Genomic DNA, 25,255 nt, shown 5'->3' with positions numbered 1-25,255 from the left:
CGCAGTAGTCCGAAGTATCCGCGGGTATCCCCGAGGTGTTCCCTGCCTACGTGGGTTACGTGGGTTACGTGGGCTACATGGGCGGTGCGGGCTCCTTCGGCGGGGTCGCGGCGGCGCCCTCGTCCCGGGACAGCCGGTGTGGCCACCACACCTTCGGGCCGATGTCCAGGAACAGGGACGTGACCAGCACCGACCGCACGATGAAGGTGTCTATCAGGACGCCCAGGGCCACCGCGAAGCCGATCTCCGCGAAGGCGACCATGGGGAGGGTGGCGAGGGCCGCGAAGGTGCCGGCCAGCACCAGGCCCGCCGAGGTGATCACCGCGCCGGTCGCCGCCAGGCCCGTCACCACGCCCTGCCGGGTGCCCTGGCGGGCGGCCTCCTCGCGGATGCGGGTGGTCAGGAAGATGTTGTAGTCGATGCCCAGCGCCACCAGGAAGACGAAGACGAAGAGCGGGAAGTCCGTCGACTCGCCCGCGTAGTCGAAGACGTGGCGGAACGCCAGCGCGCTGAGGCCGAGGGCCGCCGCGAAGGACAGGATGACCGTGCCGATCAGCAGCAGCGGGGCGATCAGCGCGCGCAGCAGGCCGCAGAGGATGAGCAGGACGACGCCCAGGACCAGCGGGATGATCAGCACGTTGTCGTGGGTGGTCGCCGTGTCCGCGTCCAGCAGGGCCGCCGTGCCGCCGCCCACCTGCGCGTCGGCGTCGGGCACCGCGTGCACGGCGTCCCGGACCCGCTGCACGGTGTGTTTCGCGGCCTCGCTGTCCGACGGGGCGGTCATGGTCGCCTCGAAGAGCACCTTGCCGTCGTGGAGCGGTTTCGTGCCGGGAGGCAGCCCCAGGGAGGTCGGGACGACGCCGTCCGTGGCGGCCACCGTCCGGCTCACCTGCCGGGCCTGGGCCTGGTTCGAGACGATGACGAGCGGGTCGCCGCTGCCCGCCGGGAAGTACTGCTCGGAGATCTCCTGGCCGGTGATCGAGTCCGGCTTGCCGGTGAAGGCGTCCGCGTTGCTGATGCCCTCCGCGCGCAGTTGGATCAGGCCCAGCGAGCAGACCGCGAGGACCAGGGCGGTCACCGCCCAGATCATGCGCGGGCGGCTGGCGAACGAGCGGCCCGTACGGGCCCAGAAGCCCCGCTCGGTCGGTTCGGGGGAGCCCTGGTGCGGGATCACCGGCCAGAAGATCCAGCGGCCGCAGATCACCAGCAGGGCCGGGAAGAGCGTGATCATGGCGAGGAGGGCCACGGCCACGCCGATGGCCGCGACCGGGCCGAGGCCGGCGGTGGAGTTCATCTCGGCGGCCATCAGCACGAGCATGCTCAGCACCACCGTGGCACCGGACGCCAGCACCGCCGGGCCCGCCCGGTGCAGGGCCAGGGCCATCGCCTCGTGGCGGTCCTCGTGCCGGCGCAGCTCCTCGCGGTAGCGGGCGACGAGCAACAGGGCGTAGTCCGTGCCCGCGCCGAAGACGAGGACCGTGAGGATGCCGGCGCTCTGGCCGTTCACGGTCAGGCCCGCGTGCTGGGCCAGGAAGTAGATCAGGGCCTGGGCGGTGAACAGGGCGACGACCACGCCGAGCAGCGGGACCAGCAGGAGCGTGGGGCTGCGGAAGGTGATCAGGAGCATGACGACGACGACGGTCATCGCCGACAGCAGCAGGGTCGAGTCGATGCCCTCGAACGCCTTGGAGAAGTCCGCGGAGGTGCCGCCGGGTCCGGTGATGTGCACGGCCAGTCCGGCGCCGCTGTCGCCGACGACGTCACGGATCGAGTCGACGGCCGGGGCGATGCGCGACCAGCCCTTCTCGTCCATGGTGATCGGCACGTGGATCTGGGCGGCGCGGGGGTCGGCCGGGCGGTCGTAGACCGGGCCGCGGGTCTCGGCGCCCCGGATGCCGTGGTCGGTGAGCCGCCTGAGCTGGGCCGCGTCCTCGGTGATCCGCGCCCGGTCCTGCGCCGTGAGCCCGCCGTCACGGGCGTAGACGACGACCGCGGGGATCTGCTCGGGCCGGAAGTGCTCCGAGATCTCCAGCACCTGCGTCGACTCGGCCGACCCCGGCAGCCACGAGGCCGCGTCGTTGTCCTGGGCGTCGGTGAGCTTCGAGGCGAACGGCGCCGTCAGAAACAGCACCACCACCCACAACCCCAACACCAGCCACTTGGCCCGCCGCCCACAGACGAGATGCGCGAGCCCACGGTTCCCCTTCATACCCACCTCAGCTGATAAGGGGCGCGGGGCTGAGGCATGTGCGGCTCCGCCGCGCGGGCGCGACCAGCCACAGTGGGCCCGCGGCGAACAGACGACCGTACCCACCCAGGACCGATGCCGCTAACCCCCGGAGGGCATGGCAGGCTTGGGGCATGGCCGTGCAGATCAACCCCAGCATCCTGTCCGCCGATTTCGCCCGTCTCGCGGACGAGGCGAAAGCGGTCGAAGGAGCCGACTGGCTCCACGTCGACGTCATGGACAACCATTTCGTCCCGAACCTCACGCTCGGTGTGCCGGTCGTAGAGGCACTGGCCCGTGCGACGGACACTCCGCTGGACTGCCATCTGATGATCGAGGCCCCCGATCGCTGGGCCCCGCAGTACGTCGAGGCGGGTGCCTCGTCCGTCACCTTTCACGTCGAGGCGGCCGCCGCGCCCGTGCGGCTCGCCCGCGAGATCCGCGCCAAGGGCGCCCGTGCCTCCATGGCGCTCAGGCCTGCGACGCCGATCGAGCCGTACGAGGACCTGCTGCCCGAACTCGACATGCTGCTGATCATGACCGTCGAGCCGGGCTTCGGAGGCCAGGCCTTCCTCGACATCATGCTCCCCAAGATCCGCCGCACCCGCGAGTTGATCAGCAAGCACGGCCTCGACCTGTGGCTCCAGATCGACGGCGGGGTCTCGGCCGCCACGATCGAGCGGTGCGCCGACGCGGGCGCCGACGTGTTCGTGGCCGGCTCGGCCGTGTACGGCGCCGACGACCCGGCCGCGGCGGTGCGTGGTCTGCGGGCTCAGGCGGAGGCGGCGACCGTGGCGGCCTCGTGGGGATGCCGACACTGAACCAACCACTTACCGACAGGAATGTGAACGGCTCCCATCAGAGCTGATCAACTGCGCCGGATCTGCGAGGATGAACGGCGTATCCAGAGTGTGAACAGCAGTGAGGAGAACGCCGTGTCGGGTATGTCGGCGGGCCGGTCAGCCATGCGGATGGGACCCGCAGAGCTGGTGCAGGCGGCGGCCATGGCCCGCCGCTTCTACCTTGAGGGAAAGTCCAAGATCCAGATCGCGGAGGAGTTCGGCGTCAGCCGCTTCAAAGTGGCCCGGGTCCTGGAGACCGCCCTCGAACGGGATCTCGTACGGATCGAGATCCGCGTGCCGGCCGAACTGGACGCCGAGCGCTCCGACGCGCTCCGCGCCCGCTACGGCCTCAGGCACGCCGTCGTGGTCGAGTCCCCGGCCGAGGCCGAGGAGGCGACGGACCCCGAGAACCTGGGGGAAGTGGCCGCCGACCTGCTCGGCGAACTGGTCGAGGAGGGGGATGTGCTGGGGCTGGCCTGGGGCCGGTCCACGATTCACATGGCGGCGGCGCTGGACCGGCTGCCGCCCTGCACGGTCGTGCAGCTGACGGGTGTGTACGACGCCGGGACCGCCGAACGCGGCTCGGTCGAGGCCGTCCGCCGCGCCGCCCAGGTGTCCGGCGGCGACGCGCACCCCATCTACGCGCCGATGCTGCTGCCGGACGCGGCGACCGCGCAGGCCCTGCGCCACCAGACCGGGATCGCCCGGGCCTTCGAGTACTTCGACAAGGTCACGGTCGCCTGCGTCTCCATCGGCTCCTGGGAGCCGGGCATCTCGACGGTGCACGACATGCTCAGCGACGAGGAGCGGGCGCACTACGCCTCGCTCGGCGTCGCCGCCGAGATGTCCGCGCACCTCTTCGACGCCGAGGGCCGCAGGGTCGGCCGCGACCTGGGCGAGCGGTGCATCACGGTCAAGACCGACCAGTTGCGCCGGGTCCCCGAGGTCGTCGCCATAGCGGGTGGTCAGCGCAAGGCGGCCGCGATCGACGCGGTCCTCCGCTCCGGTCTCGTCACCAGCCTGGTGACGGACACGTCGGCGGCCGACTACCTGATGACGGCCGGACCGGCACCGAAGCCGGCCCTCAACCGGGCGGACCCGGACGGGATCTGACGGTGCGTCAGGGGGGCGGTTCGTATACGGGCCGCCCCCTCCGCTCCGCCGTCACCGCGACCTGCTCCGCCGTCACCACGACCACCTCAGGACGGTTTCCGGATGACCGAGCACGTGCTCACCCTGGATCTCGACGGGGTCGCCGACAAGGCGGCCCTGATGGACCGCTGCGCCGACGCCCTCGGCCTGCCCGACTGGTTCGGACGCAACTGGGACGCCCTCGCCGACAGCCTCACCGACCTCTCCGCCCCGCCCGGCGACGAAGCGCTGCGGATCGTCGTACGGAACTGGCGGCCGTACGCCAGCGCGCGGCCCGAGGAGTGGGAGATCGCCGAGGACGTGTTCTCGCAGGCGGTGGACCGGGTTCCGGAGCTGTCCGTGCTGCTCGCCCTCGGAGGATCCTCCTAAGGCCCCGCCGAGCTGCTTGGACGTTCCGTCCGGGCATCGGATCTGGGGCTTCGTGGGAGAATGAGGTACGTGCTTCTCCCCCTGGCTGTCCTGTCGGGGGGTCACCTCTGATCGACCGGGATGTGCAGCACGTGCGTTTCCTCAACGACATCCAGCCTGCCTACGACCTCACCTACGACGACGTCTTCATGGTGCCGAGCCGCAGCGCCGTCGGGTCGCGGCAGGCCGTGGACCTCAGCGCCCCGGACGGCACCGGCACCACGATCCCGCTGGTCGTCGCCAACATGACCGCCGTCGCCGGCCGCCGGATGGCCGAGACCATGGCCCGGCGGGGCGGCCTCGTCGTCATCCCGCAGGACATTCCGATCGACGTCGTCACCGACGTGGTCACCTGGGTCAAGAGCCGTCACCTGGTGCTGGACACTCCGATCGTGCTCGCCTCCCACCAGACGGTGGCCGACGCGCTGGCCCTGCTGCCCAAGCGGGCGCACAACGCGGGTGTCGTCGTCGACGAGGACTTCCGGCCGGTCGGCGTCGTCACCGACGCGGACCTGACCGGCGTCGACCGCTTCACGCAGCTCGAGGTCGTCATGTCCCGGGACCTGCTGCTCCTGGACGCCGACATCGACCCGCGCGAGGCCTTCAACACCCTCGACGCGGCCAACCGGCGTTACGCCCCCGCCGTCGGCGAGGACGGCAAGCTCGCCGGCATCCTCACCCGCAAGGGCGCCCTGCGCGCCACGCTGTACACGCCGGCCGTCGACGCGCAGGGCCGGCTGCGCGTCGCCGCCGCCGTCGGCATCAACGGCGACTTCGCGGGCAAGGCCAAGCAACTGCTCGACGCGGGCGTGGACACGCTCGTCATCGACACCGCGCACGGCCACCAGGAGTCGATGCTCGGCGCGATCCGCACCGTGCGCGCACTGGACCCGCGGGTGCCGATCGTGGCCGGCAACATCGTCTCCGCGGAGGGCGTCAAGGACCTGATCGACGCGGGCGCCGACATCATCAAGGTCGGCGTCGGCCCCGGCGCCATGTGCACGACCCGGATGATGACCGGCGTGGGCCGGCCGCAGTTCTCGGCCGTCCTGGAGTGCGCGGCCGAGGCGAAGAAGTACGGCAAGCACGTGTGGGCCGACGGCGGTGTCCGCCACCCTCGTGACGTCGCGATGGCACTGGCCGCCGGCGCGTCCAACGTGATGGTCGGGTCCTGGTTCGCGGGCACGTACGAGTCCCCGGGCGACCTCCAGCACGACGCGAACGGCCGCCCCTACAAGGAGTCGTTCGGCATGGCCTCCGCCCGGGCCGTCCGCAACCGCACGTCCGAGGAGTCGGCGTACGACCGGGCCCGCAAGGCGCTGTTCGAGGAGGGCATCTCCACCTCCCGGATGTTCCTCGACCCGGCCCGCCCGGGCGTCGAGGACCTGGTCGACTCGGTCATCGCCGGCGTCCGCTCCTCCTGCACCTACGCGGGCGCGGGCTCCCTGGAGGAGTTCGCCGAGAAGGCCGTCGTCGGCATCCAGAGCGCGGCCGGTTATGCGGAGGGCAAGCCGCTGCACTCCAGCTGGTAGCTCCGCTGGTCGGGCCGTAGTTCGGGTGCGGGTCTTCCGCGGCCGGCCGCGCGGTTCCCCGCGCCCCTTTCGGGGCGCGTTCAGTCGTCCTGCGATGCAACGCTCTCCCCGGTCCTGCCCGGCCCGGGCCTCGTCTTCCGCGTCTGGACGGCCGTCGGGCTCGTGTTCTACTTCAGTTGCGGCCACCGCCGCTCCCGACTCGCAACATCCGAAAAGTGATCAACCCACTGTGCTGAACGATCTCGACGAACGCATCGTGCACGCCCTCGCCGAGGACGCCCGCCGCTCCTACGCGGACATCGGGCACCAGGTCGGCCTGTCCGCGCCCGCCGTGAAACGCCGCGTGGACCGGCTGCGGGCCACCGGAGCCATCACCGGCTTCACCGTACGGGTCGACCCGGCGGCCCTCGGCTGGGAGACCGAGGGGTTCGTCGAGATCTACTGCCGGCGCAACACCTCCCCGGAGACCATCCAGCGGGGCCTCGAGCGCTACCAGGAGGTCGTGGCCGCGTCCACCGTCACCGGTGAGGCGGACGCCGTCGCCCAGGTCTTCGCCGCCGACATGCGCCACTTCGAACGCGTCCTGGAACGCATCGCGGGGGAGTCGTTCGTGGAGCGCACCAAGTCGGTCCTGGTGCTGTCGCCCCTGCTGCGCCGCTTCTCCTCGGGCTCGCCGACCTGACCGGTGCCCGACCTGACCGGTACCCGCCCTGATCAGTATCTGAACCGACCGGTGCGCATCGGCCGTCCGGCGGCTACCCTCGGTCGCATGACCTGGCGACATTGATCCACGACCGGCCCCGACACCCGTCGACTGACCGCCACGCTGTACGCGTACGCGTTCCTCGACGAGTTCGTGCTGCTCTACCCGGTGTACGCGCTGCTGTTCGCGGACAGCGGCCTGTCGGTCGGACAGATCTCCTCCCTCTTCGTCCTGTGGTCGCTGACCGGCGTCCTGCTGGAGGTCCCCTCCGGGGCCTGGGCCGACGCCGTGTCCCGTCGGCTGCTGCTGTGGATCGGCCCGCTGCTGGGGGCGGCCGGCTTCGCGCTGTGGGTGCTCGTCCCGTCGTACTGGGCCTTCGCGGCCGGCTTCGTCCTGTGGGGTGCGCGCGGCGCGCTGGGCTCCGGCGCCCTGGAGGCGCTGGTGTACGAGGAACTGGACCGGGTCGGCGCGGCGGACCGGTACGCCCACGTCATGGGCCGTGCGCACGCCGTGGGCCAGGTGGCCGTCATGTCGGCCATGGGCCTGGCCGGGCCGGTCTTCGCGGCCGGCGGCTACCCGGCCGTCGGCGCGGCCAGCGTGCTGGCGTGTCTGCTCTGCGCCGCGACGGCGACCCGCTTCCCCGAGCACCGCACCCCGGCCGCCGAGAGCGAGGACGGCTGGGCGGCCACGCTGCGCGCCGGACTCGCCGAGGTCCACCGGGACCGGCGCGTCCTCGGCGCCCTGCTGCTGGTCCCGGCCGTCACGGCGGTGTGGGGCGCGCTCGACGAGTACACCTCGCTCCTGGTCAGGGAGACCGGCGTACCGGACGCCGCCGTCCCCTACCTGCTCATGGTGATCTGGGCCGGCGTCACGGTCGGCAGCCTGTTGTCCGGGCGCGCCGAGCGCCTCGGCGGCACCGGCCTCGCCGCGCTCCTCGCGGGCGCCGCGCTCGCCCTGGCGGCCGGCGCGCTGACGGAGCGGCCGGCCGGCGTCGTCCTCGTCGCCCTCGCCTTCGGCGGCTTCCAACTGGCGACCGTCCTGGCCGACGTCCGGCTCCAGCAGCGCATCGAGGGCACCGGCCGGGCCACCGTGACCTCCGTCGCGAGCCTGGGCACCGAGCTGGTGACCATCGCGGTCTACGGCGTGTACGGCGTCCTCGGGTCGTCCTTCGCCCACGGCACCGTCTTCGCGGTGTGCGCCGTGCCGTACCTGGTGACGGCGCTGGCGGTCGCCCGGAGAAGACGGGAGCGGGGCGGACGGGAGTGAGGGCGCGCAACGAATCGCCGCTCCACCCCCGATGCGCGCAACGAACCGCTCACCGGCGCGCAACGGCTCCTCCTTGTCCGCCGAGCGCGGCCGACCGTACCGTCTGTCTGGCCCCTAGAAGGTTTCTCAGAAGGTCTCCAGAAGGCCCCCTTCAGAGGCCCCCGAACCCCCTCGTACCGGTGAGGATCACGCATGCGCACCGCCCTGCTCCAGAGCTCCGGCCGCCCCGGCTCCGTCGTCGAGAACCTCAAGGTCCTCGACGAGGCCGCGGACCGGGCCGCCGCCACGGGCGCCGGGCTCCTGGTCGCGCCGGAGCTGTTCCTCACCGGGTACGCGATCGGCGACGACGTCGCCCGCCTCGCCGAGCCCGCCGACGGGGACGCCGCGGACACGATCGCCGAACTCGCCGGCCGGCACGGGCTGGCGATCGCGTACGGCTACCCGGAGCGCGCCGGCGAGACGGTGTACAACGCGGCCCAGCTCATCGGCGCCGACGGCACCCGGCTGGCCAACTACCGCAAGACGCACCTCTTCGGCTGCTTCGAGCACGACCACTTCCACCCGGGCGACCAGCCGGTCGTCCAGGCCGAGTTGAACGGCCTCACCGTCGGCCTCATGATCTGCTACGACGTCGAGTTCCCGGAGAACGTCCGCGCCCACGCCCTGGCCGGCACCGACCTCCTCGTCGTGCCGACCGCGCAGATGCACCCCTTCCAGTTCGTCGCCGAGTCGATGATCCCGGTGCGCGCCTTCGAGAACCAGATGTACGTCGCCTACGTCAACCGGGTCGGTCAGGAAGGGGAGTTCGAGTTCGTCGGGCTGTCCACCCTCGCCGGTCCCGACGGGGTCGCCCGGGCCCGTGCCGGACGCGGCGAGGAACTGCTCTTCGCCGACGCCGACCCCGTCGCCCTCGCCGCCTCCCGCGAGGCGAACCCGTACCTGAAGGACCGCCGCCCGGGCCTGTACGGGTCCCTGGTCTGAAACCCACACGCTCATTTCCTGTGCAAGGAGTCCGTACCCCATGACGTCCACCGTGCCCAACGCCGTCGAGCACGCAGACGAGCAGCAGCAGCCGCCGATCACCATGTTCGGCCCGGACTTCCCGTACGCGTACGACGACTTCCTCGGCCACCCGGCGGGGCTCGGCCAGATCCCCGCGACCGAGCACGGCGCCGAGGTCGCGGTGATCGGCGGCGGCCTGTCCGGCATCGTGGCCGCCTACGAGCTGATGAAGATGGGCCTCAGGCCGGTCGTCTACGAGGCCGACCGGATCGGCGGGCGCCTGCGGACCGTGGGCTTCGACGGCTGCGACCCCTCCCTCACCGCCGAGATGGGCGCGATGCGCTTCCCACCGTCCTCCACCGCCCTCCAGCACTACATCGACCTGGTGGGCCTTCGGACCCGGCCGTTCCCCAACCCCCTTGCCGACGTGACCCCTTCGACCGTCGTCGACCTCAAGGGCGAGTCGCACTACGCGACCACCGTCGACGACCTGCCGCAGGTCTACCGCGACGTGATGCACGCCTGGAACGCCTGTCTCGAAGAGGGCGCCGACTTCTCCGACATGAACCGCGCGATGCGCGAGCGGGACGTGCCGCGCATCCGCGAGATCTGGGCGAAGCTCGTCGAGAAGCTCGACAACCAGACCTTCTACGGCTTCCTCTGCGACTCCGCGGCGTTCAAGTCCTTCCGGCACCGCGAGATCTTCGGCCAGGTCGGCTTCGGCACCGGCGGCTGGGACACCGACTTCCCGAACTCCATCCTGGAGATCCTGCGCGTCGTCTACAGCGAGGCCGACGACCACCACCGCGGCATCGTCGGCGGCTCCCAGCAACTCCCGCTGCGGCTGTGGGAACGCGAGCCCGAGAAGATCGTCCACTGGCCGTACGGCACCTCGCTCGCGAGCCTGCACGAGGGCGGCGAGCCCCGCCCGGCCGTGATCCGGCTGCACCGCACGGCGGGCAACCGGATCACCGTGACGGACGCGAACGGCGACATACGCACCTACCGGGCGGCGGTCTTCACCGCCCAGTCCTGGATGCTGCTGTCGAAGATCGACTGCGACGACTCGCTCTTCCCGATCGACCACTGGACCGCCATCGAGCGCACCCACTACATGGAGTCCAGCAAGCTCTTCGTGCCCGTCGACCGGCCGTTCTGGCTGGACAAGGATGAGGAGACCGGGCGTGACGTCATGTCGATGACGCTCACCGACCGCATGACGCGCGGGACTTACCTCCTCGACGACGGCCCGGACCGGCCCGCCGTCATCTGCCTCTCCTACACGTGGTGCGACGACAGCCTGAAGTGGCTGCCGCTGTCCGCGAACGAGCGGATGGAGGTCATGCTGAAGTCGCTCGGCGAGATCTACCCGAAGGTCGACATCAGGAAGCACGTCATCGGCAGCCCGGTGACCGTTTCCTGGGAGAACGAGCCTTATTTCATGGGCGCGTTCAAGGCCAACCTGCCCGGCCACTACCGCTACCAGCGGCGCCTGTTCACCCACTTCATGCAGGACCGGCTGCCCGAGGACAAGCGGGGCGTGTTCCTCGCCGGCGACGACATCTCCTGGACGGCCGGCTGGGCCGAGGGCGCCGTCCAGACCGCGCTGAACGCGGTCTGGGGCGTCATGCACCACTTCGGCGGGACCACCGACGCGACCAACCCGGGCCCGGGTGACGTGTACGACGAGATCGCGCCCGTGGCACTCCCGGAGGACTGAGGTCCCGCAGCACGGGGGCTCACAGCACGAGGTCTCACATGGGGGTGAGCATCATGCGGCCCGCGAAGCCGACGGCCGTGTCGAGCCGTTCGGTGAACTCCTCGGCGACGTCGGGGAGTCGGCGCAGCGCCCACAGCGCCCGGGCCGCCGTCCAGGTGGCGTCCCGGGCGCGTTCCAGGCTCCAGGAGCCGAGCAGGTGGGTGAGGGGGTCGGCGATCTGCAACAGGTCGGGGCCCGGCATCAGTTCCTCGCGGATGCGTTCCTCCAGCGAGACGAGGAGGTCGCCGACGCGCTCGAACTCGTCCTCCAGCTCGGCCGGTTCGCAGCCGAGGCTACGACAGGCGTCCACGACGGCGAGCGCGAGGTCGTGCCCGATGTGCGCGTTGATGCCCGCGACGGCGAACTGCAGGGGGCGTACGCCGGGATGGCGGCGGAACTGCAGCAGCGGGCGCCAGCAGGCCGGTGGGCGCCGGTCGCTCGGCAGCGGGTCCACCGCGTCCAGGTAGCGCTGCGCGAACCGCACGTCCAGCGTGACGGCGGCCCGCGCGTCCGGGAACCGGCCGGTCTCGATGCGCCGGTCCACCTCCCGGGTCACCGCGAGGTAGACGCGGTTGAAGACCGCGACCCCGTCGAAGGGAGGCAGGGTCGCGTCGAGGGCGTGCATCCGGGCGAGCACGTCGTCGACGCTCGGACCGACCGTGTCTACGTCGACGCCCCACGGGACGCCTGTCTCGACGGGAGCGGTGAACTGTTCCGTTTGCGGCATGGGGGCAGGGTCGCAGCCCTGGGCCGGTCCGCGGGTCGGCGAGCCCGACGCTTCCCCGGAACGGGGGAACGCGCCCGCCGCGCCCGCCTACGAGCCGGCCTCGTCGTAGCTGCTCGTGCCGCCGTCCAGCAGTGGCCGTTGGTCTTGAGGTGGGCGGGGGCGAAGGCGCGCAGCGCGTGGTAGCCGGTGATGACGACGACCGTGCCGAGCGCGATGCCGCTCAACGAGAAGGTGTCGGTGAACTTCATCGTGACGTTGCCGACGCCGATGATGACGCCCGCCGCGGCCGGTGCCAGTCGTCAGGGGTGCGGCTGTCGCGATCATTCTCCCGTGGAACCGGAGGGTGAGCGACCGCTTAGCTGGCCCCCTTCAGGGCTGTGGGCCGGGGACCGCCGCGGCCTGCGCACCGACCTTCGCGCCCGTCCGCCCGCCGCTGCCCCGCAGCACCCCCGCGAACGCCACGAGCCCGAACGCCAGCACCGTCACCACACCGAACGACACCATCAGGCTGGTCGCCTGCGCCACCCCGCCGATCAGGCTCGGGGCGATCAGCCCGGAGGTGTACGTGACCGTCGCGACGCCCGCGATGGCCTGGCTGGGGTTCGGCCCGCTGTGCCCGGCCGCCGCGAAGCACAGCGGCACGACGACCGCGATGCCCAGCCCCATCAGCCCGAACCCGCCCATCGCCACCGCCGGATGCCCCGCGACGACGATCAGCAGCCCGCCCAGCGCGGCGAGGACCCCGCCCGCCCGGACCGTACGCACCGCGCCGAACCGGTTCACCACCGCGTCGCCCGCGATCCGGGCCACCGCCATCGTGAACATGAAGCCGGTCGTGCAGGCCGCCGCCACCCCGGCCGACGAGCCGAGTTGGTCGCGCAGGTAGACGGCCGACCAGTCCAGGCTGGCGCCCTCCGCGAACACCGCGCAGAACCCGACCGCGCCGATCAGCAGCGCCGAGCGGGGCGGCAGCGCGAACCGCGGCGGCGGCTCCTCGTCCTCGGCCGGCCGCAGGTCCAGCACCCAGCGGCAGGCCAGCAGGCCGAGGCCGGTCAGCACGGCCGCCGCCAGCGCGTGGTGCACGCGCGCGTCCGACCCCAGGTGCGCGGCGAGCGTCCCGCCCGCCGAGCCGAGCAGGGCGCCCGCGCTCCACATGCCGTGCAGCCCCGACATGATCGACCTGCCGAGCAGCCGCTCCACCTCGACGCCGAGCGCGTTCATCGCGACGTCGGCCATGCCCGAGGTGGCGCCGTAGGCGAACATCGCCAGGCACAGCGTGAGCAGGTTCGGGGCGAGGGAGGGCAGCGTCAGCGCCAGCGTCCACAGCGCGAGCAGTCCGCGCAGGGCCGCACGGCTGCCGAAGCGATGGGTGATCGAGCCGGCCAGCGGCATCGCGCAGGCCGCCCCGAACGCGGTGAAGGCGAGCGCGAACCCGAGCTGGCCGGTGGACACGCCGGCGTGGTCCTGGATCCACGGCACGCGAGTGGCGAACGAACCGGTGACCGCGCCGTGCACGGTGAACACGGCCGCCACGGCGTACCGGGCGCGCCGTACCTCCGTCGGTGCGTCGCTCACCTCACCCACTCCGCCCATTCTCCCGCCCTCCCGGCTCGTGCCGCGCTGTCGCGTCCGTCGAGCTGTCGCGCCGCCGCCGTAAACTATCAGGAACCCTGCCTGATAAATAGTGGGCGTTTCGACGGCCGCCAGGCGCTCTCGACCGCCGTGGGAGGATTCCCGCCATGCCCGCATCCCCGAGCACCGCCCGGGCCATCAACGACCGCCTCGCCCTGCGCCTGCTGCAACACGAAGGCCCGTTGACGGCAGGGCAGTTGAAGCAGCTCACCGGCCTGTCCCGACCCACGGTCGCCGACCTCGTCGAACGCCTCACCGTCGCCGGCCTGATCGAGGTCGCCGGCGAGGCGGGCGAGCAGCGCCGCGGGCCGAACGCGAAGCTCTACGGGATCGTCGCCGACCGCGCCCACCTGGCCGCGCTGGACGTGCGCACGGAGGGCGTCGCCGTGCTCGTCTCCGACCTGGTCGGCCGGGTGCTCGCCGAGGCGGCCGTGCCGATCGGCGGCGACACGGGCACCGGGACGGCCGTGGAGCAGGCGGTCACGCTGGTCGAGCGGACGGCGAAGGAGGCCGGGGCCGACCGGCTGCACACCCTCGGCATCGGCGCGCCCGGCCTGATCGACCCGGCCAGCGGCGAACTGCGCGACTCCAGCGGCCTGCCCGCGTGGCACCGCCGCCTGGTGGCCGCCCTCCAGGAACGGTTCCCGCAGGCCCGCGCGCACGTCGAGAACGAGACCAACCTCGCCGCCCTGGCCGAACAGCGCGAGGGCGCGGCCCGGGATCGCGACACCTTCGTCCTGCTGTGGCTGGGCCACGGCACCGGCGCGGCCGTCGTCCTGGACGGAGCCCTGCGCCGCGGGGCCTCCGGCGGCACCGGCGAGATCGGCTTCCTGCCGGTCCCCGGCACCGGCGGCCTGCCTTCGGCGACGGACTGCGAGGGCGGCTTCCACTCGCTGGCCGGCTCGGCGGCGATCGCCGCCCTGGCGGGGGAGCACGGCCTGACGGCGGTCGGCGCGCGCCCCACCGAGCCGGTGGCGGCGGCGCTCGTGCGGGAAGCGGTGCGGCCGGCCGCCGGGGGCGGCGCCGACCGCTTCCTCGACGCCCTCGCCGACCGGCTCGCCCTGGGCGCCGCCTCCGTCGTCGCCGTCCTCGACCCCGGCTGCGTGGTCCTCGGCGGCGAGGTCGGACAGGCCGGCGGGGACGCGCTCGCCGGCCGGGTGGCCGAGCGGCTGCGCCGCATGGCGCCCCTGCCCACGGAGGTCCGCCCCAGTGCCCTGGGCGGTGCCGCGGTGCTGCGCGGGGCGCTGCTGACGGCCCGCGAGTCCGCCCAGGAGGAGCTGTTCGGGACGCGCTAGGTGTGCCCCTGTGATGTCGGTCAGTGGCGGGTGCGCTGCGCCAGGTAATCCTCGAACGTTCCCTTGCCCACCGCCCGCTCCGGCGCCAGGTGACCGCCCGCCCGGAAGCCCCGGTAGGCCGCGCCCCACAGCGGCACGTTCACCACCGCGCACCGCCTGCCGCTCGCCTTCAGGAACGCGCGGGCGAACGACTCGAACGTGCGTACCTCGGGCCCGGCCATGTCGTCGACCCGCCCCGCCGGCGCGCCCGTCGCCAGCTCCGCGAGCCGGTCCGCGACCTCCACGGGCTGGTCGCTCACCCCGGCCGGCAGGACCATCACCGGCACCTTGGCCAGCCCCTGCAGCACCTGGACCAGCAGGTCGTGGAACTGGGTCGCCCGCAGCACGGTCCAGCCCAGCCCCGACTCCGCCACCAGCTTCTCCACGGCGAGCTTCGTCTTGTAGTAGCCGAACGGGACCCGGTCCACCCCGACGATCGAGATGTAGACCAGGTGCTCCACCCCGGCCCGGCGCGCCGCGGCGATCAGGTTCGCGGCCGCCTGCTCGTCACCCCCGCGCGGCGTGCTCGCGCAGTGCACGATCGTGTCCACGCCCGCGACGGCCGCGTCCAGCCCGGCACCGCCCTCCCGCAGGTCGACGGCGTACGGCTCGCTGTGCCGGCTCAGCACCCGCACCTCGTGCCCGTCCGCCCGCAGCCGCTGGGTGACGAGCCGGCCCAGGGTTCCACTGCCGCCGGTCACCAGGATCGTGGTCATGCTGTTCAGCCCCTTCGAACACCGGACGCTCCCGGCCGGAACGCTCCACGAAGTCCAGCTTGTTCGTATTCGACACCGCCCGCACCCCGGTGTTCTTCCCGTCGAGTAGACCCTAAAAAGGACTAGACCAGTACGCCAATGGGTGTGCGCCGACCCGGTGGTGACGGCCTGTGAGCCACCCCACACCCTTCACCTGTATGGACGACTGTCGGCCGTGGCACACTGACCCTGTACCTATAGCAGCGCACTCCGGGGTCGGTGAAAGTCCGAACCGGCGGTTACAGTCCGCGACCCGGTCGCTTCCAGCGGCCGGTTGACCAGGTGAAATTCCTGGACCGACGGTTAAAGTCCGGATGGGAGGCAGTGCGCGGCGGGCGGGCATTCGTGCGCGCCGCCGTATACGTACCCGTCCGCGGACGGGTCTGTCCGGCGTCGCCCCCAGTGCCGTTGCCCGTTCAAACTGTCGTCATCGACAGGCCCCGGAGTCCGTGCCCGAAGAGGCAGGAGGACCCGGGAAGTGTTCACCGGAATCGTCGAAGAACTGGGTGAGGTCACCGCCGTCGAGAACCTCGGCGACGCCTCCCGTTTCCGGCTGCGCGGCCCCGTCGTCACCGACGGCGCGAAGCACGGCGACTCCATCGCCGTGAACGGGGTCTGTCTCACCGTCGTCGAACACGAGGGCGACGAGTTCACCGCCGACGTCATGGCGGAGACCCTGAACCGCTCCAGCCTCGGCGCCCTCGGCGTCGGCTCCCGCGTCAACCTCGAACGCCCCACCGCCGTCGGCGCCCGCCTCGGCGGGCACATCGTGCAGGGCCATGTCGACGGCACCGGCGCGGTGTTGGCGCGCACGCCCTCCGAGAACTGGGAGATCATCAAGATCTCCCTCCCCGCCGGCCTCGCCCGGTACGTCGTGGAGAAGGGCTCCATCACCGTCGACGGCATCAGCCTCACGGTCGTGGACGCCGGCCTCGACCACTTCACCGTCAGCCTCATCCCCACCACCCTCGCCCTGACCACGCTCGGCCTCAAGCAGCCCGGCGACCCGGTCAACCTCGAGGTGGACATCGTCGCCAAGTACGTCGAGCGCCTGCTGACCACCACTCAGGGAGCGGCGCGGTGAACTCGCTGAACTCCGAGGCCTTCGTCCTGTTCGACCAGCACATCCTCTGGTCGGACATGATCGGCAACATCCTCGGCCTGATCACCCTCGCCCTCGGCTGGCGGCGCTCCCTGTGGACCTGGCCGGTGCAGTTCCTCTCCGGACTCGTCCTCTTCGTGGCCTTCTTCGGCCACCTGACCGGCAGCGCCGGCAAGCAGGTCGTCGTCATGGCCGTCGCCCTGTACGGCTGGTGGCAGTGGAACCGCAGCAAGGGCAGCGCCACCGACGGCGCCATCACCCCGCGCTTCGCCACCTGGCGCGAGCGCGCGGCCATGACCGGCGCCGCAGCGCTCGGCACGGTCGCCGTCGCCCTGCTCTTCACGGCCTACCCGGCCCTGTCCTGGGACCCCTGGCCGGACGCCTACATCTTCGTCGGCAGCATCGTCGCCATGTACGCCCAGGCCCGCGGCATGGTCGAGTTCTGGTTCGCCTGGCTCCTGGTCGACCTCGTCGGCGTCCCCCTCAACTTCGCCAACGGCTACGCCTTCTCCGGCTTCGTCTACGTCATCTACGGCGCGCTCGTCCTGTGGGGCATGCGCGACTGGTGGCTGCGCTCCCGCAAGGCCTCGCAGCCCGCTCTGGAAGGAGCGCCGGCATGAGTACGGCACCGATCCTCTACACCACCGACGGCATCGAGGACTTCTCGCTCGACCCGATCGAGCAGGCCATCGCGGACATCGCGGCAGGCCGCCCCATCGTGGTCGTCGACGACGAGGACCGCGAGAACGAGGGCGACCTCGTCGTCGCCGCCGAGAAGGCCACCCCCGAGATCATCGCCTTCATGATGAGCGAGTGCCGCGGCCTGATCTGCGCCCCCATGGAGGGCGACGAACTGGAGCGCCTGAAGCTCCCGCAGATGGTCGAGGACAACACCGAGTCGATGAGGACAGCGTTCACGGTCTCCGTCGACGCCGGTCCCGCCCACGGCGTCACCACCGGCATCTCCGCCGCCGACCGCGCCGCCACCCTCCGCCTGCTGGCGAGCGGCGCGGCGCAGGCGGACGACTTCGTCCGCCCGGGGCACGTCTTCCCGCTCCGCGCCCAGCCCGGCGGCGTGCTGACCCGCAACGGCCACACCGAGGCCGCCGTCGACCTCGCCCGCCTCGCGGGCCTGCGCCCGGCCGGCGCGATCGTCGAGATCGCCGGCGAGGACGGCCGGATGCTCCGGCTGCCCGAACTGATCCCGTTCGCCCGCAAGCACGGCCTGACGATCATCTCCATCGAGGACCTGATCGCCTACCGCCGCTCCGCCGAGCCCACCGTCCGGCGCGAGGCCGAGACCCGGCTGCCCACCGTCCACGGCACGTTCACCGCGTACGGCTACCGCTCCGTCGTCGACGGCGTCGAGCACGTCGCCCTCGTCCACGGCGACCTCGGCGACGGCGACAACGTCCTGGTCCGCGTGCACTCCGAGTGCCTCACCGGCGACGTCTTCGCTTCGCTGCGCTGCGACTGCGGCCCCCAGCTCGACGCGTCCCTGGAGCGCATCCAGAGCGAGGGCCGGGGCGTGGTGGTCTACCTGCGCGGCCACGAGGGCCGGGGCATCGGCCTGCTGTCCAAGCTCAGGGCGTACGAACTCCAGGAGCAGGGCCACGACACCCTCGACGCCAACCTGGAGCTCGGCCTGCCCGCCGACGCCCGCGACTACGGGGCAGGCGCGCAGATCCTCGACGACCTCGGTGTGCGCAGCGTGCGCCTGATGACCAACAACCCCGAGAAGACCGACGCGCTCGTCCGGCACGGCATCGAGGTCACCGAGCGCGAGCCGATGCCCGTGCAGGCGGGCGAGCACAACATCCGCTACCTGCGCACCAAGCGGGACCGGATGGGCCACGACCTGCCCTGGCTGGACCCGGCCCCCGTGTCCCCCTGCGGCAACCAGTAGGCACAACAGCAGCAACAGCAGCAACAGCAACAGCAGCAACAGCAGCAACAGCAGCAACAGCAGCAACAGCAGCAACAGCAGCAAGTAAGCACAGCGGCAGAGAACAGCACTGAGGAGAGACGTGAGCGGCAAGGGTGCACCGGAACTGTCCGTACGCAATGTGGGTGACTTCCGGGTCGCCGTCATCGCGGCACAGTGGCACGAGAAGGTGATGGACGGCCTGGTCGACGGCGCCCTGCGCGCCCTGCACGACCTCGGCATCGACGAGCCGACCCTGCTGCGGGTGCCCGGCAGTTGGGAGCTCCCGGTCGTCGCCAAGGTGCTGGCCGGGCGGGGCTACGACGCGATCGTCGCCCTCGGGGTCGTCATCCGCGGCGGCACCCCGCACTTCGAGTACGTGTGCCAGGGCGTCACCCAGGGCCTCACCCAGGTCTCCGTCGAGACCGGCGTCCCCATCGGCATGGGCGTCCTGACCTGCGACACCGAGGAGCAGGCCCTGGACCGGGCCGGCATCGAGGGCTCCAACGAGGACAAGGGACACGAGGCGGTGACGGCGGCCGTGGCGACCGCGGCCACCCTCCGCTCAGTATCCGAACCCTGGCGCTGACGAACCCGGCATTGGAGCTAGGCTGACCTCACCATGTCGAACAAGACTTTCGAGGAGCTCTTCGCCGAGCTCCAGCAGAAGGCCGCCACCGGCGACCCCACCACGTCCCGCACCGCCGAACTGGTCGGGAAGGGCGTCCATGCCATCGGCAAGAAGGTCGTCGAAGAGGCCGCCGAGGTCTGGATGGCCGCCGAGTACGAGGGCAAGGAAGCAGCCGCCGAGGAGATCTCGCAGTTGCTCTACCACGTCCAGGTGATGATGGTCGCCCGCGGAATCTCGCTGGACGACGTGTACGCCCACCTGTAAACCCTTTCCAGACAGCAGTCGCCCGTCACACAGTCGCCCCTTTTCCACGTTCCACGCGAAGGAAGCTCGCCTCATGCTGCGCATCGCCGTCCCCAACAAGGGTTCCCTGTCCGGACCTGCGGCGGACATGCTGCATGAGGCCGGCTACCAGCAGCGCCGGGAGAGCAAGGAACTGCGGATCGTCGACCCGGTGAACGAGGTCGAGTTCTTCTACCTCCGCCCCCGCGACATCGCGATCTACGTGTCCTCCGGCAAGCTCGACATCGGCATCACCGGCCGCGACCTGCTCATCGACTCCGGGGCCAACGCCGAGACGATCCTGCCGCTCGGCTTCGCCCGCTCCACCTTCCGCTTCGCCGCCAAGCCCGGCACGGCCACCGGCCTCGCCGACCTGGCCGGCAAGACGGTCGCCACCTCCTACGAGGGCATCGTCGACAAGTACCTCGCCGAGCACGGCATCGACGCCGCCGTCGTCCACCTCGACGGCGCCGTCGAGACCGCGATCGAGCTGGGCGTCGCCGAGGTCATCGCCGACGTCGTCGAGACCGGCACCTCGATGCGCAACGCGGGCCTGGAGGTGTTCGGCGACCCCATCATGAAGTCCGAGGCCGTCGTCATCCGCCGCACCGGCGCGGACACCGACGAGGCCGCCGAGCCGAAGGTGCAGCAGTTCCTGCGCCGCCTCCAGGGCGTCCTGGTCGCCCGGACCTACGTGATGATGGACTACGACTGCCGCGTCGAGCAGCTCGAGAAGGCCGTCGCGCTGACCCCGGGCCTGGAGTCGCCGACCGTCTCCCCGCTGCACAACGAGGGCTGGGTCGCCGTCCGCGCCATGGTCCCCGCCAAGGAGGCCCAGCGGATCATGGACGACCTGTACGACATCGGCGCCCGCGCCATCCTGACCACGGCCATCCACGCCTGCCGCCTCTGAAGCCCCAGGCGAGAAACCTCCGGGAACATGTCCGATCATCCGGGTAGCGATCTGCCCACCCTCCCCGTCACCCTCCGGCCGGGCCGCACCCGCGCGGTGCTGCTCACGGCCGGAGTGGCGATCTTCCTCGTCATCTCCGCCGTGGCGATGCTGCTCGAACAGCTCGGCCCGGGGGAGCGGCTCAGCTTCGTCCTCACCGGCGCCCTCATCTTCTGGGTGCTCGCCCGGCTCGCCCGGGTACGGGTCGACGCCGACGACTCCGGTGTCACCGTCGTGAACATCGCGAGCCGGCGGCGCCTGGCGTGGGCGGAGATCCTCCGGGTGAACCTGCGCCCCGGCGACCCCTGGGTGTTCCTCGACCTCAGCGACGGCACCAGCCTGCCCGCGCTCGGCATCCAGCCGGGCATCGACAAGCAGCAGGCCATCACCGACGCGCGCACCCTGCGCGCCCTCGCGGAAATCCGGTCCGTCCGGGACCCCGAACCGTCCACAGGGCAAGATCAGGGCTGACTCAGGGCCGTCCACCCTGCCGCTGGAGCCATTGTCTTGATTAATCTGGTGACGGAGGCGTTCCCCTTGCCGCCTCCGCCCCTGATGTGCCCTGCCCGGTGCACAGGGGTTCCTGCTACCCGAGGAGTGACTCCCTCCGGCGATGGACGGTTCGTCCTGTAGTACCTGCGCCGCCCCCACCCGACCTGGTTCGGAGGCGGCGGCATCATGACCACGCCCCTGCTGCTCCTGGCAGCCGCGTTCCTGCTCATCCTCGCCAACGGCTTCTTCGTCGCCGCCGAGTTCGGCCTCGTCACGGTCGAACGCCCGGAGGCCGAGAAGGCCGCCGCCGAGGGCGACAAGCGAGCCCGTACGGTCGTCGAGTCGCTGAAGGAGCTGTCCTTCCAGCTCTCCGGCACCCAGCTCGGCATCACCATCACCTCCCTCGTCGTCGGCATGCTCGCCGAGCCGGCGCTCGCGGAGCTGCTGCACGGCCCGTTCACCGCGATCGGCATCCCCGAGGGCGCCGTCTCCGGTGTCGCCGTGGTCGTCGGCATGCTGCTGGCGTCCGCCGTGCAGATGGTGATCGGCGAACTCGTGCCCAAGAACTGGGCGGTGTCCAAGCCCCTGCAGGTCGCGCGGTTCGTCGCGGGCCCGCAAGCCGCCTTCTCCCGCCTCTTCCGGCCGGTGATCTCAGCCCTCAACACGGTCGCCAACCGCCTGGTGCGCGCCCTGGGCGTCGAGCCCACCGAGGAGCTGGCCTCCGCCCGCACCCCCGGCGAGCTGGTCTCCCTGGCCCGTCACTCGGCCCGGGCCGGCGCCCTCGAACAGGACACGGCCGACCTGTTCGTACGGACCCTGTCGCTGGCCGAACTGACCGCGCAGCACGTCATGACCCCGCGCGTGAAGGTCAGCGCCCTGCAGTCGTCGGCCACCGCCGAGGACGTCGTCAACCTGACCCGGGCCACCGGCCTGTCCCGGTTCCCCGTCTACCGCGAGAAGATCGACGAGATCGTCGGCATGGTCCACCTCAAGGACGCCCTGGCGATCCCCGTCCACGACCGGCTGCGCACCCCGCTCGGCCGGATCGCCCGCCCGGCGCTGCTGGTCCCCGAGACCCTGCCCGTCCAGCCCCTGCTGGCCCGGCTGCGCAGCGAGCAGCCCATCGCCGTCGTCGTCGACGAGTACGGCGGCACGGCCGGCGTGGTCACCCTGGAGGACATCGTCGAGGAGCTCGTCGGCGAGGTCCGCGACGAGCACGACGGCCAGGACACGCCCGAGCTCGCCGCGGCCCCGCCCGAAGAGGGCAGGCCCGCCTGGGACGTGGACGGCAGCTGCCGCGTCGACACCCTCCAGCGCATAGGCCTGGAGGTCCCCGAGGGCCCGTACGAGACGGTCGCCGGGCTCGTCGCCGACCTGCTCGGCCGGATCCCGGCCGTCGGCGACCGGACCGAACTGCCCGGCTGGCGGCTCTCGGTGCGCCGGGTCGGCCACTACCGGGCCGAACGGATCCGGCTGGTGCGGACCGCCGTGGTCGCGGAGGTCGCCCGATGAGCGTCCTCCAACTCCTCTTCGCCGCACTGCTCGTGCTCACCAACGGCTTCTTCGTCGGCGCCGAGTTCGCGCTCGTCTCCGTCCGCCGCAGCCAGATCGAACCCCTGGGCACCGCCCGCGCCCGCCAGGTCCTCTACGGCCTGGAGCGCCTGCCCCAGATGATGGCGGCGGCCCAGTTCGGCATCACCGTCTGCTCGCTCACCCTGGGCGCGGTCGCCGAACCGACGGTCGCCGAGCTGCTGGAACCGCTCTTCGAGTGGATCCACCTCCCGGACGGCATGATCCACCCCCTGGGCTATGTCATAGCCCTGGCCGCGGTGGTCTTCTTCCACCTCGTCATCGGCGAGATGGTCCCGAAGAACCTCGCCATGGCGGCCCCGGAGAAGGCCGCGCTGTGGCTCAGCCCCGGTCTGGTCGCCTTCGCCCGGGTGTGCCGGCCGATCACCGTGGCCCTCGGCGCCTGCGCCCGGGGCATCCTGCGGCTCTTCCACGTCGAGCCCAGGGACGAGGTCGAGGCCGTCGTCACCAGCGAGCAGCTCAACCGTCTGCTGGAGGACTCCGGCCAGGCCGGCCTGCTCGGCCGGGAGGAGCAGGAGCGGCTGGAGGACGCGCTGGAGCTGGGCTCCCGCCCGGTGACGGACGTCCTGCTGAAGCGCGAGTCGCTGATCACGGTCAGTCCGTCGGTCACCCCGGGCGAGATCGTCGAGCTGACCGCCCGCACCGGCTACTCCCGCTTCCCGGTCGCCGCGGAGAACGGCGCCTTCATGGGCTACCTGCACGTGAAGGACGTCCTCGACGTGGAGAACTCCGAGCGGGCGGTGCCGCAGCAGGTGTGGCGTCCGATGACGACGCTGCGCTCGGAACTGCCGCTGGACGACGCGCTGACGGTGATGCGCCGGGCGGCGACCCACCTGGCGCAGGTCGCCGACGCGTCCGGCCGGGTGCTCGGCCTGGTCGCGCTGGAGGACGTCCTGGAGCTGCTGGTGGGCGAGGTCACGGACCCCGCGCACCGGGAGCTGTCCGAGCCCGAGGTCCGGCTGACGGAGCCGAGGGTGAGCGACGAGCCGAAGGAAGCGCTGGCTCGCTGACCCGAGCCGGGGGAGCTATGGGGTCCGCGGGGTCCGTCACATCGTCGACGGATCCTGCGGCCCCCGTCCCGACAGCACCTCGCCGTACGCCTGCATCAGATCCGCCAGCCGCAGTGTCGACAGGTCGTCCCGGGTCAGCGTGCCCGGGTAGGTCGACAGCCGCAGATCGCGGTACGCGCAGCTCTTCTCGTACAGCGTCCGCAGGAACCGCCCGTTGCCCAGCTCGTCGATCCACCCCTGGTCGACGACGTGCCCGGCGATCGAGCGCAGCTCGTCGAGGGCCTCCTCGTCCCACACGTCACCGTTCTCCGCGGCCAGCACCTCGCCGATGGAGGTGAGTTCGAGCGGCCGGTAGGAGGGGAAGTCGACGCGGGTCGTGAAGCGGGAGGACAGTCCGGGGTTCGCGGTGAGCAGGCGGTCCATGCCCTCCGGATAGCCGGCCAGGATCACCACCAGGTGGTCCCGGTTGTCCTCGGCCCGCTTCAGCAGCACCTGCAACGCCTCGTCGCCGTACGCGTCGCCCTTGCCGTAACCGGAGTTGGAGAGCGAGTAGGCCTCGTCGACGAAGAGCACGCCGCCGAGGGCGGAGTCGATCAGCTCGTTGGCCTTGACGGCCGTCTGGCCGAGGTACTCGCCGACCAGGTCGGCCCGCTGGGCCTCCACGAGATGGTCGCCGCCCAGCAGCCCGAGGGCGTAGAAGACGCGGCCCAGGATGCGGGCCACCGTCGTCTTGCCGGTGCCCGAGGGCCCGGAGAAGACGAAGTGCCGTTTCGGCGGCTGCACCGGAAGGCCCTGCCCGGTCCGCAGCCGGGCCATGTTGAGCTGCGCGGACAGGGCCTTGACCTGCCGTTTCACCGGCTCCAGGCCCACCATGCGCTCCAGCTCGGCGAGTGCCTCCTCCAGTAACACGGGGTCGGTGGGCCCGGCCGGCAGCACGGAGGGGACGACGAACTTCTCCCGCACCGCGGGATCGGTCACCGACGGCAGCGGGACGACGGGCGGCAGGTCGGGCGGCAGGTCGGCGGGCTCGCTGAGCCGCAGGTCCCGGCCCTCCGTGCCGAACAGCGGGTCGAAGCCGTCCGGCCCGTCCACCATGTCCTGCCCGACCCCGGTGAGCGTGATCGCCGCGAGGTCGGCCGTGTCGTCGTACCCGTCGCTCTCGGCGATGGCCGCGAGCCGGGCCGAGGTGTCCATGAAGGCGGGGTCGACGCGGTGCACGGCCCGGTACAGGGGGAGGGCCGCCGCCGAGCGGCCGGTGCCCTCGTGGGCCCGGGCCAGCCAGTACCGCAGCTCCTTGCGCTGCGGCTGCTCGCTGCGGCAGCGCATCAGGGCCGCCGAGAGCAGCGGCTCGGCCTGCCCGTACATCTCCAGCCGCACCCGGGCCATCCCGCCGAACAGGCCGGCCTCGATGCCCAGCAGCGGGTCGTCGAGCAGCGGGTCGGTGTGCCGGACCAACTGCTCCCAGTCCTTGACCAGGTAAGCGCGGCAGGCGTGCAGGAAGCGGACCTGGTGGTCGGTGTCGACGGGCGGGAGCCCGGCGAGCGCCCGGTCCAGCTCGGGCACATGGCGGCCGTCCAGCCAGTGCGAGGCGTGCGCGAGGAGCAGATCGCGCGGGCTCTCCAGCACCGGTTGCACCCACCAGCCCAGCCAGTACCAGGAGTTGAGCGTGCGGCGGTGCCGGGTCCGCTGCTCGCCGAAGCGCTCGCGGTGCCGGAACATCCGCAGCAGCGCGGTCGTCGTGTCGACGCGCAGCGCGTGCAGCCCGAGCCAGCCGTCGGCCATCCCGGGATCGATGCGCACCGCGGCGCGGAACTCGTCCTCCGCCTGTGGATAGGCGCCCATCGTGTAGGCGTCCACGCCTCGCAGCCAGGCGAGGTCGGCCGCGTCGGCCGGGGCCTCGGGACCCTGCGTGCCGAAGTCCATCACGTCCCCC

At 71.8% G+C, this 25,255-nt stretch carries 23 protein-coding genes, 1 pseudogene and 1 riboswitch; of the genes and pseudogenes, 18 read left to right on the top strand and 6 right to left on the bottom strand.

What is annotated here, in order from left to right; all coding sequences use genetic code 11:
- Positions 1-73 precede the first annotated feature (73 nt).
- Positions 74-2,209: an MMPL family transporter gene (locus OG352_RS07185; RefSeq protein ID WP_329215520.1), complete on the bottom strand. Its 2,136-nt coding sequence runs from the start codon at positions 2,207-2,209 to the stop codon at positions 74-76.
- Between the two features lie 152 nt (positions 2,210-2,361).
- Here OG352_RS07185 and rpe point away from each other — a divergent pair, with 152 nt between their 5' ends.
- The 8 genes from rpe to OG352_RS07145 all read left to right on the top strand — a co-directional run bounded on the left by rpe (position 2,362) and on the right by OG352_RS07145 (position 10,852).
- Positions 2,362-3,048, top strand: a complete 687-nt coding sequence (gene rpe / locus OG352_RS07180; protein WP_329215518.1) for a ribulose-phosphate 3-epimerase — start codon at positions 2,362-2,364, stop codon at positions 3,046-3,048.
- Between the two features lie 90 nt (positions 3,049-3,138).
- Positions 3,139-4,182, top strand: coding sequence for a sugar-binding transcriptional regulator (locus OG352_RS07175; protein WP_329215516.1), 1,044 nt, complete (start codon positions 3,139-3,141; stop codon positions 4,180-4,182).
- A gap of 102 nt (positions 4,183-4,284) precedes the next feature.
- Positions 4,285-4,590 (top strand): barstar family protein, encoded by a 306-nt coding sequence (locus tag OG352_RS07170; RefSeq protein WP_329215514.1) that lies wholly within the window; start codon positions 4,285-4,287, stop codon positions 4,588-4,590.
- A 131-nt stretch (positions 4,591-4,721) separates the two neighbouring features.
- Positions 4,722-6,161: a GuaB1 family IMP dehydrogenase-related protein gene (locus tag OG352_RS07165; RefSeq protein ID WP_329223745.1), complete on the top strand. Its 1,440-nt coding sequence runs from the start codon at positions 4,722-4,724 to the stop codon at positions 6,159-6,161.
- A 229-nt stretch (positions 6,162-6,390) separates the two neighbouring features.
- Positions 6,391-6,843 carry an Lrp/AsnC family transcriptional regulator gene (locus tag OG352_RS07160; protein WP_329215512.1) on the top strand — a complete coding sequence of 151 codons (453 nt, stop codon included), beginning with the start codon at positions 6,391-6,393 and terminating at the stop codon, positions 6,841-6,843.
- A gap of 132 nt (positions 6,844-6,975) precedes the next feature.
- Positions 6,976-8,130 (top strand): MFS transporter, encoded by a 1,155-nt coding sequence (locus OG352_RS07155; protein ID WP_329223743.1) that lies wholly within the window; start codon positions 6,976-6,978, stop codon positions 8,128-8,130.
- A 192-nt stretch (positions 8,131-8,322) separates the two neighbouring features.
- Complete coding sequence (locus OG352_RS07150) at positions 8,323-9,111, top strand: carbon-nitrogen hydrolase family protein (RefSeq protein WP_329215510.1); 789 nt, start codon at positions 8,323-8,325, stop codon at positions 9,109-9,111.
- Between the two features lie 40 nt (positions 9,112-9,151).
- Positions 9,152-10,852 (top strand): flavin monoamine oxidase family protein, encoded by a 1,701-nt coding sequence (locus OG352_RS07145; protein WP_329215508.1) that lies wholly within the window; start codon positions 9,152-9,154, stop codon positions 10,850-10,852.
- Between the two features lie 34 nt (positions 10,853-10,886).
- On the opposite strand, the gene OG352_RS07140 is transcribed toward OG352_RS07145, so the two are convergent.
- From OG352_RS07140 to OG352_RS07130, 3 genes and pseudogenes are all read right to left on the bottom strand, one after another.
- Entirely contained in the window at positions 10,887-11,618 is a 732-nt protein-coding gene (locus OG352_RS07140; RefSeq protein WP_329215506.1) for a DUF5995 family protein, read from the bottom strand.
- Between the two features lie 87 nt (positions 11,619-11,705).
- Positions 11,706-11,914 (bottom strand): annotated as a pseudogene (locus OG352_RS07135) (nitrate reductase); the annotation flags it as partial.
- Between the two features lie 73 nt (positions 11,915-11,987).
- Positions 11,988-13,211, bottom strand: coding sequence for an MFS transporter (locus tag OG352_RS07130; RefSeq protein ID WP_443072177.1), 1,224 nt, complete (start codon positions 13,209-13,211; stop codon positions 11,988-11,990).
- A 146-nt stretch (positions 13,212-13,357) separates the two neighbouring features.
- Here OG352_RS07130 and OG352_RS07125 point away from each other — a divergent pair, with 146 nt between their 5' ends.
- Positions 13,358-14,545: an ROK family transcriptional regulator gene (locus OG352_RS07125; protein WP_329215502.1), complete on the top strand. Its 1,188-nt coding sequence runs from the start codon at positions 13,358-13,360 to the stop codon at positions 14,543-14,545.
- Between the two features lie 20 nt (positions 14,546-14,565).
- Here the strand turns inward: OG352_RS07125 and OG352_RS07120 are convergent, their stop codons facing one another.
- Positions 14,566-15,300 carry an SDR family oxidoreductase gene (locus OG352_RS07120; RefSeq protein WP_329215500.1) on the bottom strand — a complete coding sequence of 245 codons (735 nt, stop codon included), beginning with the start codon at positions 15,298-15,300 and terminating at the stop codon, positions 14,566-14,568.
- A 240-nt stretch (positions 15,301-15,540) separates the two neighbouring features.
- A riboswitch (FMN riboswitch) is annotated at positions 15,541-15,671 on the top strand.
- Positions 15,672-15,817: 146 nt separating this feature from the next.
- Here OG352_RS07120 and OG352_RS07115 point away from each other — a divergent pair.
- From OG352_RS07115 to OG352_RS07075, 9 genes are all read left to right on the top strand, one after another.
- On the top strand, positions 15,818-16,423 hold the full coding sequence (locus tag OG352_RS07115; protein WP_093775913.1) for a riboflavin synthase: 606 nt from the start codon (positions 15,818-15,820) through the stop codon (positions 16,421-16,423).
- The gene (locus tag OG352_RS07110; protein WP_329215497.1) at positions 16,420-17,061 is read left to right on the top strand and encodes a nicotinamide mononucleotide transporter family protein; all 642 of its coding nucleotides are present in this window, start codon (positions 16,420-16,422) and stop codon (positions 17,059-17,061) included. Before OG352_RS07115 ends, OG352_RS07110 begins: the two co-directional genes overlap by 4 nt.
- Complete coding sequence (locus OG352_RS07105) at positions 17,058-18,347, top strand: bifunctional 3,4-dihydroxy-2-butanone-4-phosphate synthase/GTP cyclohydrolase II (protein ID WP_329215495.1); 1,290 nt, start codon at positions 17,058-17,060, stop codon at positions 18,345-18,347. The genes OG352_RS07110 and OG352_RS07105 overlap by 4 nt, the downstream gene beginning before the upstream one ends.
- A gap of 121 nt (positions 18,348-18,468) precedes the next feature.
- Positions 18,469-18,954, top strand: a complete 486-nt coding sequence (gene ribH, locus OG352_RS07100) for a 6,7-dimethyl-8-ribityllumazine synthase (RefSeq protein WP_329215493.1) — start codon at positions 18,469-18,471, stop codon at positions 18,952-18,954.
- A gap of 33 nt (positions 18,955-18,987) precedes the next feature.
- Positions 18,988-19,260: a phosphoribosyl-ATP diphosphatase gene (locus tag OG352_RS07095; RefSeq protein ID WP_329215491.1), complete on the top strand. Its 273-nt coding sequence runs from the start codon at positions 18,988-18,990 to the stop codon at positions 19,258-19,260.
- A 73-nt stretch (positions 19,261-19,333) separates the two neighbouring features.
- Entirely contained in the window at positions 19,334-20,191 is an 858-nt protein-coding gene (gene hisG, locus OG352_RS07090; protein WP_329215489.1) for an ATP phosphoribosyltransferase, read from the top strand.
- Positions 20,192-20,218: 27 nt separating this feature from the next.
- Positions 20,219-20,701, top strand: a complete 483-nt coding sequence (locus OG352_RS07085; RefSeq protein ID WP_329215486.1) for a PH domain-containing protein — start codon at positions 20,219-20,221, stop codon at positions 20,699-20,701.
- 207 nt (positions 20,702-20,908) lie between these two features.
- Positions 20,909-22,234, top strand: a complete 1,326-nt coding sequence (locus OG352_RS07080; RefSeq protein ID WP_329215484.1) for a hemolysin family protein — start codon at positions 20,909-20,911, stop codon at positions 22,232-22,234.
- Positions 22,231-23,322 carry a hemolysin family protein gene (locus OG352_RS07075; protein WP_329215483.1) on the top strand — a complete coding sequence of 364 codons (1,092 nt, stop codon included), beginning with the start codon at positions 22,231-22,233 and terminating at the stop codon, positions 23,320-23,322. Before OG352_RS07080 ends, OG352_RS07075 begins: the two co-directional genes overlap by 4 nt.
- 36 nt (positions 23,323-23,358) lie before the next feature.
- On the opposite strand, the gene OG352_RS07070 is transcribed toward OG352_RS07075, so the two are convergent.
- Positions 23,359-25,245, bottom strand: a complete 1,887-nt coding sequence (locus OG352_RS07070) for an AAA family ATPase (protein WP_329215481.1) — start codon at positions 25,243-25,245, stop codon at positions 23,359-23,361.
- Positions 25,246-25,255: the final 10 nt, after the last annotated feature.

This window comes from Streptomyces sp. NBC_01485, assembly GCF_036227125.1.
In the GTDB taxonomy this organism is placed as follows: domain Bacteria; phylum Actinomycetota; class Actinomycetes; order Streptomycetales; family Streptomycetaceae; genus Streptomyces.
The sequence above is the reverse complement of the archived record's forward strand: the minus strand, read 5'-3'. Positions and strand labels throughout refer to the sequence as shown.

Excerpts from the sequence above, each read along its gene's own strand:
- OG352_RS07075 (WP_329215483.1), top strand. The coding sequence starts at position 22,231 with ATGAGCGTCCTCCAACTCCTCTTCGCCGCACTGCTCGTGCTCACCAAC.
- OG352_RS07085 (WP_329215486.1), top strand. The coding sequence starts at position 20,219 with ATGTCCGATCATCCGGGTAGCGATCTGCCCACCCTCCCCGTCACCCTC.
- OG352_RS07080 (WP_329215484.1), top strand. The coding sequence starts at position 20,909 with ATGACCACGCCCCTGCTGCTCCTGGCAGCCGCGTTCCTGCTCATCCTC.
- OG352_RS07145 (WP_329215508.1), top strand. The coding sequence starts at position 9,152 with ATGACGTCCACCGTGCCCAACGCCGTCGAGCACGCAGACGAGCAGCAG.
- rpe (WP_329215518.1), top strand. The coding sequence starts at position 2,362 with ATGGCCGTGCAGATCAACCCCAGCATCCTGTCCGCCGATTTCGCCCGT.
- OG352_RS07125 (WP_329215502.1), top strand. The coding sequence starts at position 13,358 with ATGCCCGCATCCCCGAGCACCGCCCGGGCCATCAACGACCGCCTCGCC.
- OG352_RS07105 (WP_329215495.1), top strand. The coding sequence starts at position 17,058 with ATGAGTACGGCACCGATCCTCTACACCACCGACGGCATCGAGGACTTC.
- OG352_RS07170 (WP_329215514.1), top strand. The coding sequence starts at position 4,285 with ATGACCGAGCACGTGCTCACCCTGGATCTCGACGGGGTCGCCGACAAG.
- OG352_RS07095 (WP_329215491.1), top strand. The coding sequence starts at position 18,988 with ATGTCGAACAAGACTTTCGAGGAGCTCTTCGCCGAGCTCCAGCAGAAG.
- OG352_RS07070 (WP_329215481.1), bottom strand. The coding sequence starts at position 25,245 with ATGGACTTCGGCACGCAGGGTCCCGAGGCCCCGGCCGACGCGGCCGAC.
- OG352_RS07150 (WP_329215510.1), top strand. The coding sequence starts at position 8,323 with ATGCGCACCGCCCTGCTCCAGAGCTCCGGCCGCCCCGGCTCCGTCGTC.
- OG352_RS07185 (WP_329215520.1), bottom strand. The coding sequence starts at position 2,209 with ATGAAGGGGAACCGTGGGCTCGCGCATCTCGTCTGTGGGCGGCGGGCC.
- hisG (WP_329215489.1), top strand. The coding sequence starts at position 19,334 with ATGCTGCGCATCGCCGTCCCCAACAAGGGTTCCCTGTCCGGACCTGCG.
- OG352_RS07120 (WP_329215500.1), bottom strand. The coding sequence starts at position 15,300 with ATGACCACGATCCTGGTGACCGGCGGCAGTGGAACCCTGGGCCGGCTC.
- OG352_RS07140 (WP_329215506.1), bottom strand. The coding sequence starts at position 11,618 with ATGCCGCAAACGGAACAGTTCACCGCTCCCGTCGAGACAGGCGTCCCG.
- OG352_RS07130 (WP_443072177.1), bottom strand. The coding sequence starts at position 13,211 with ATGGGCGGAGTGGGTGAGGTGAGCGACGCACCGACGGAGGTACGGCGC.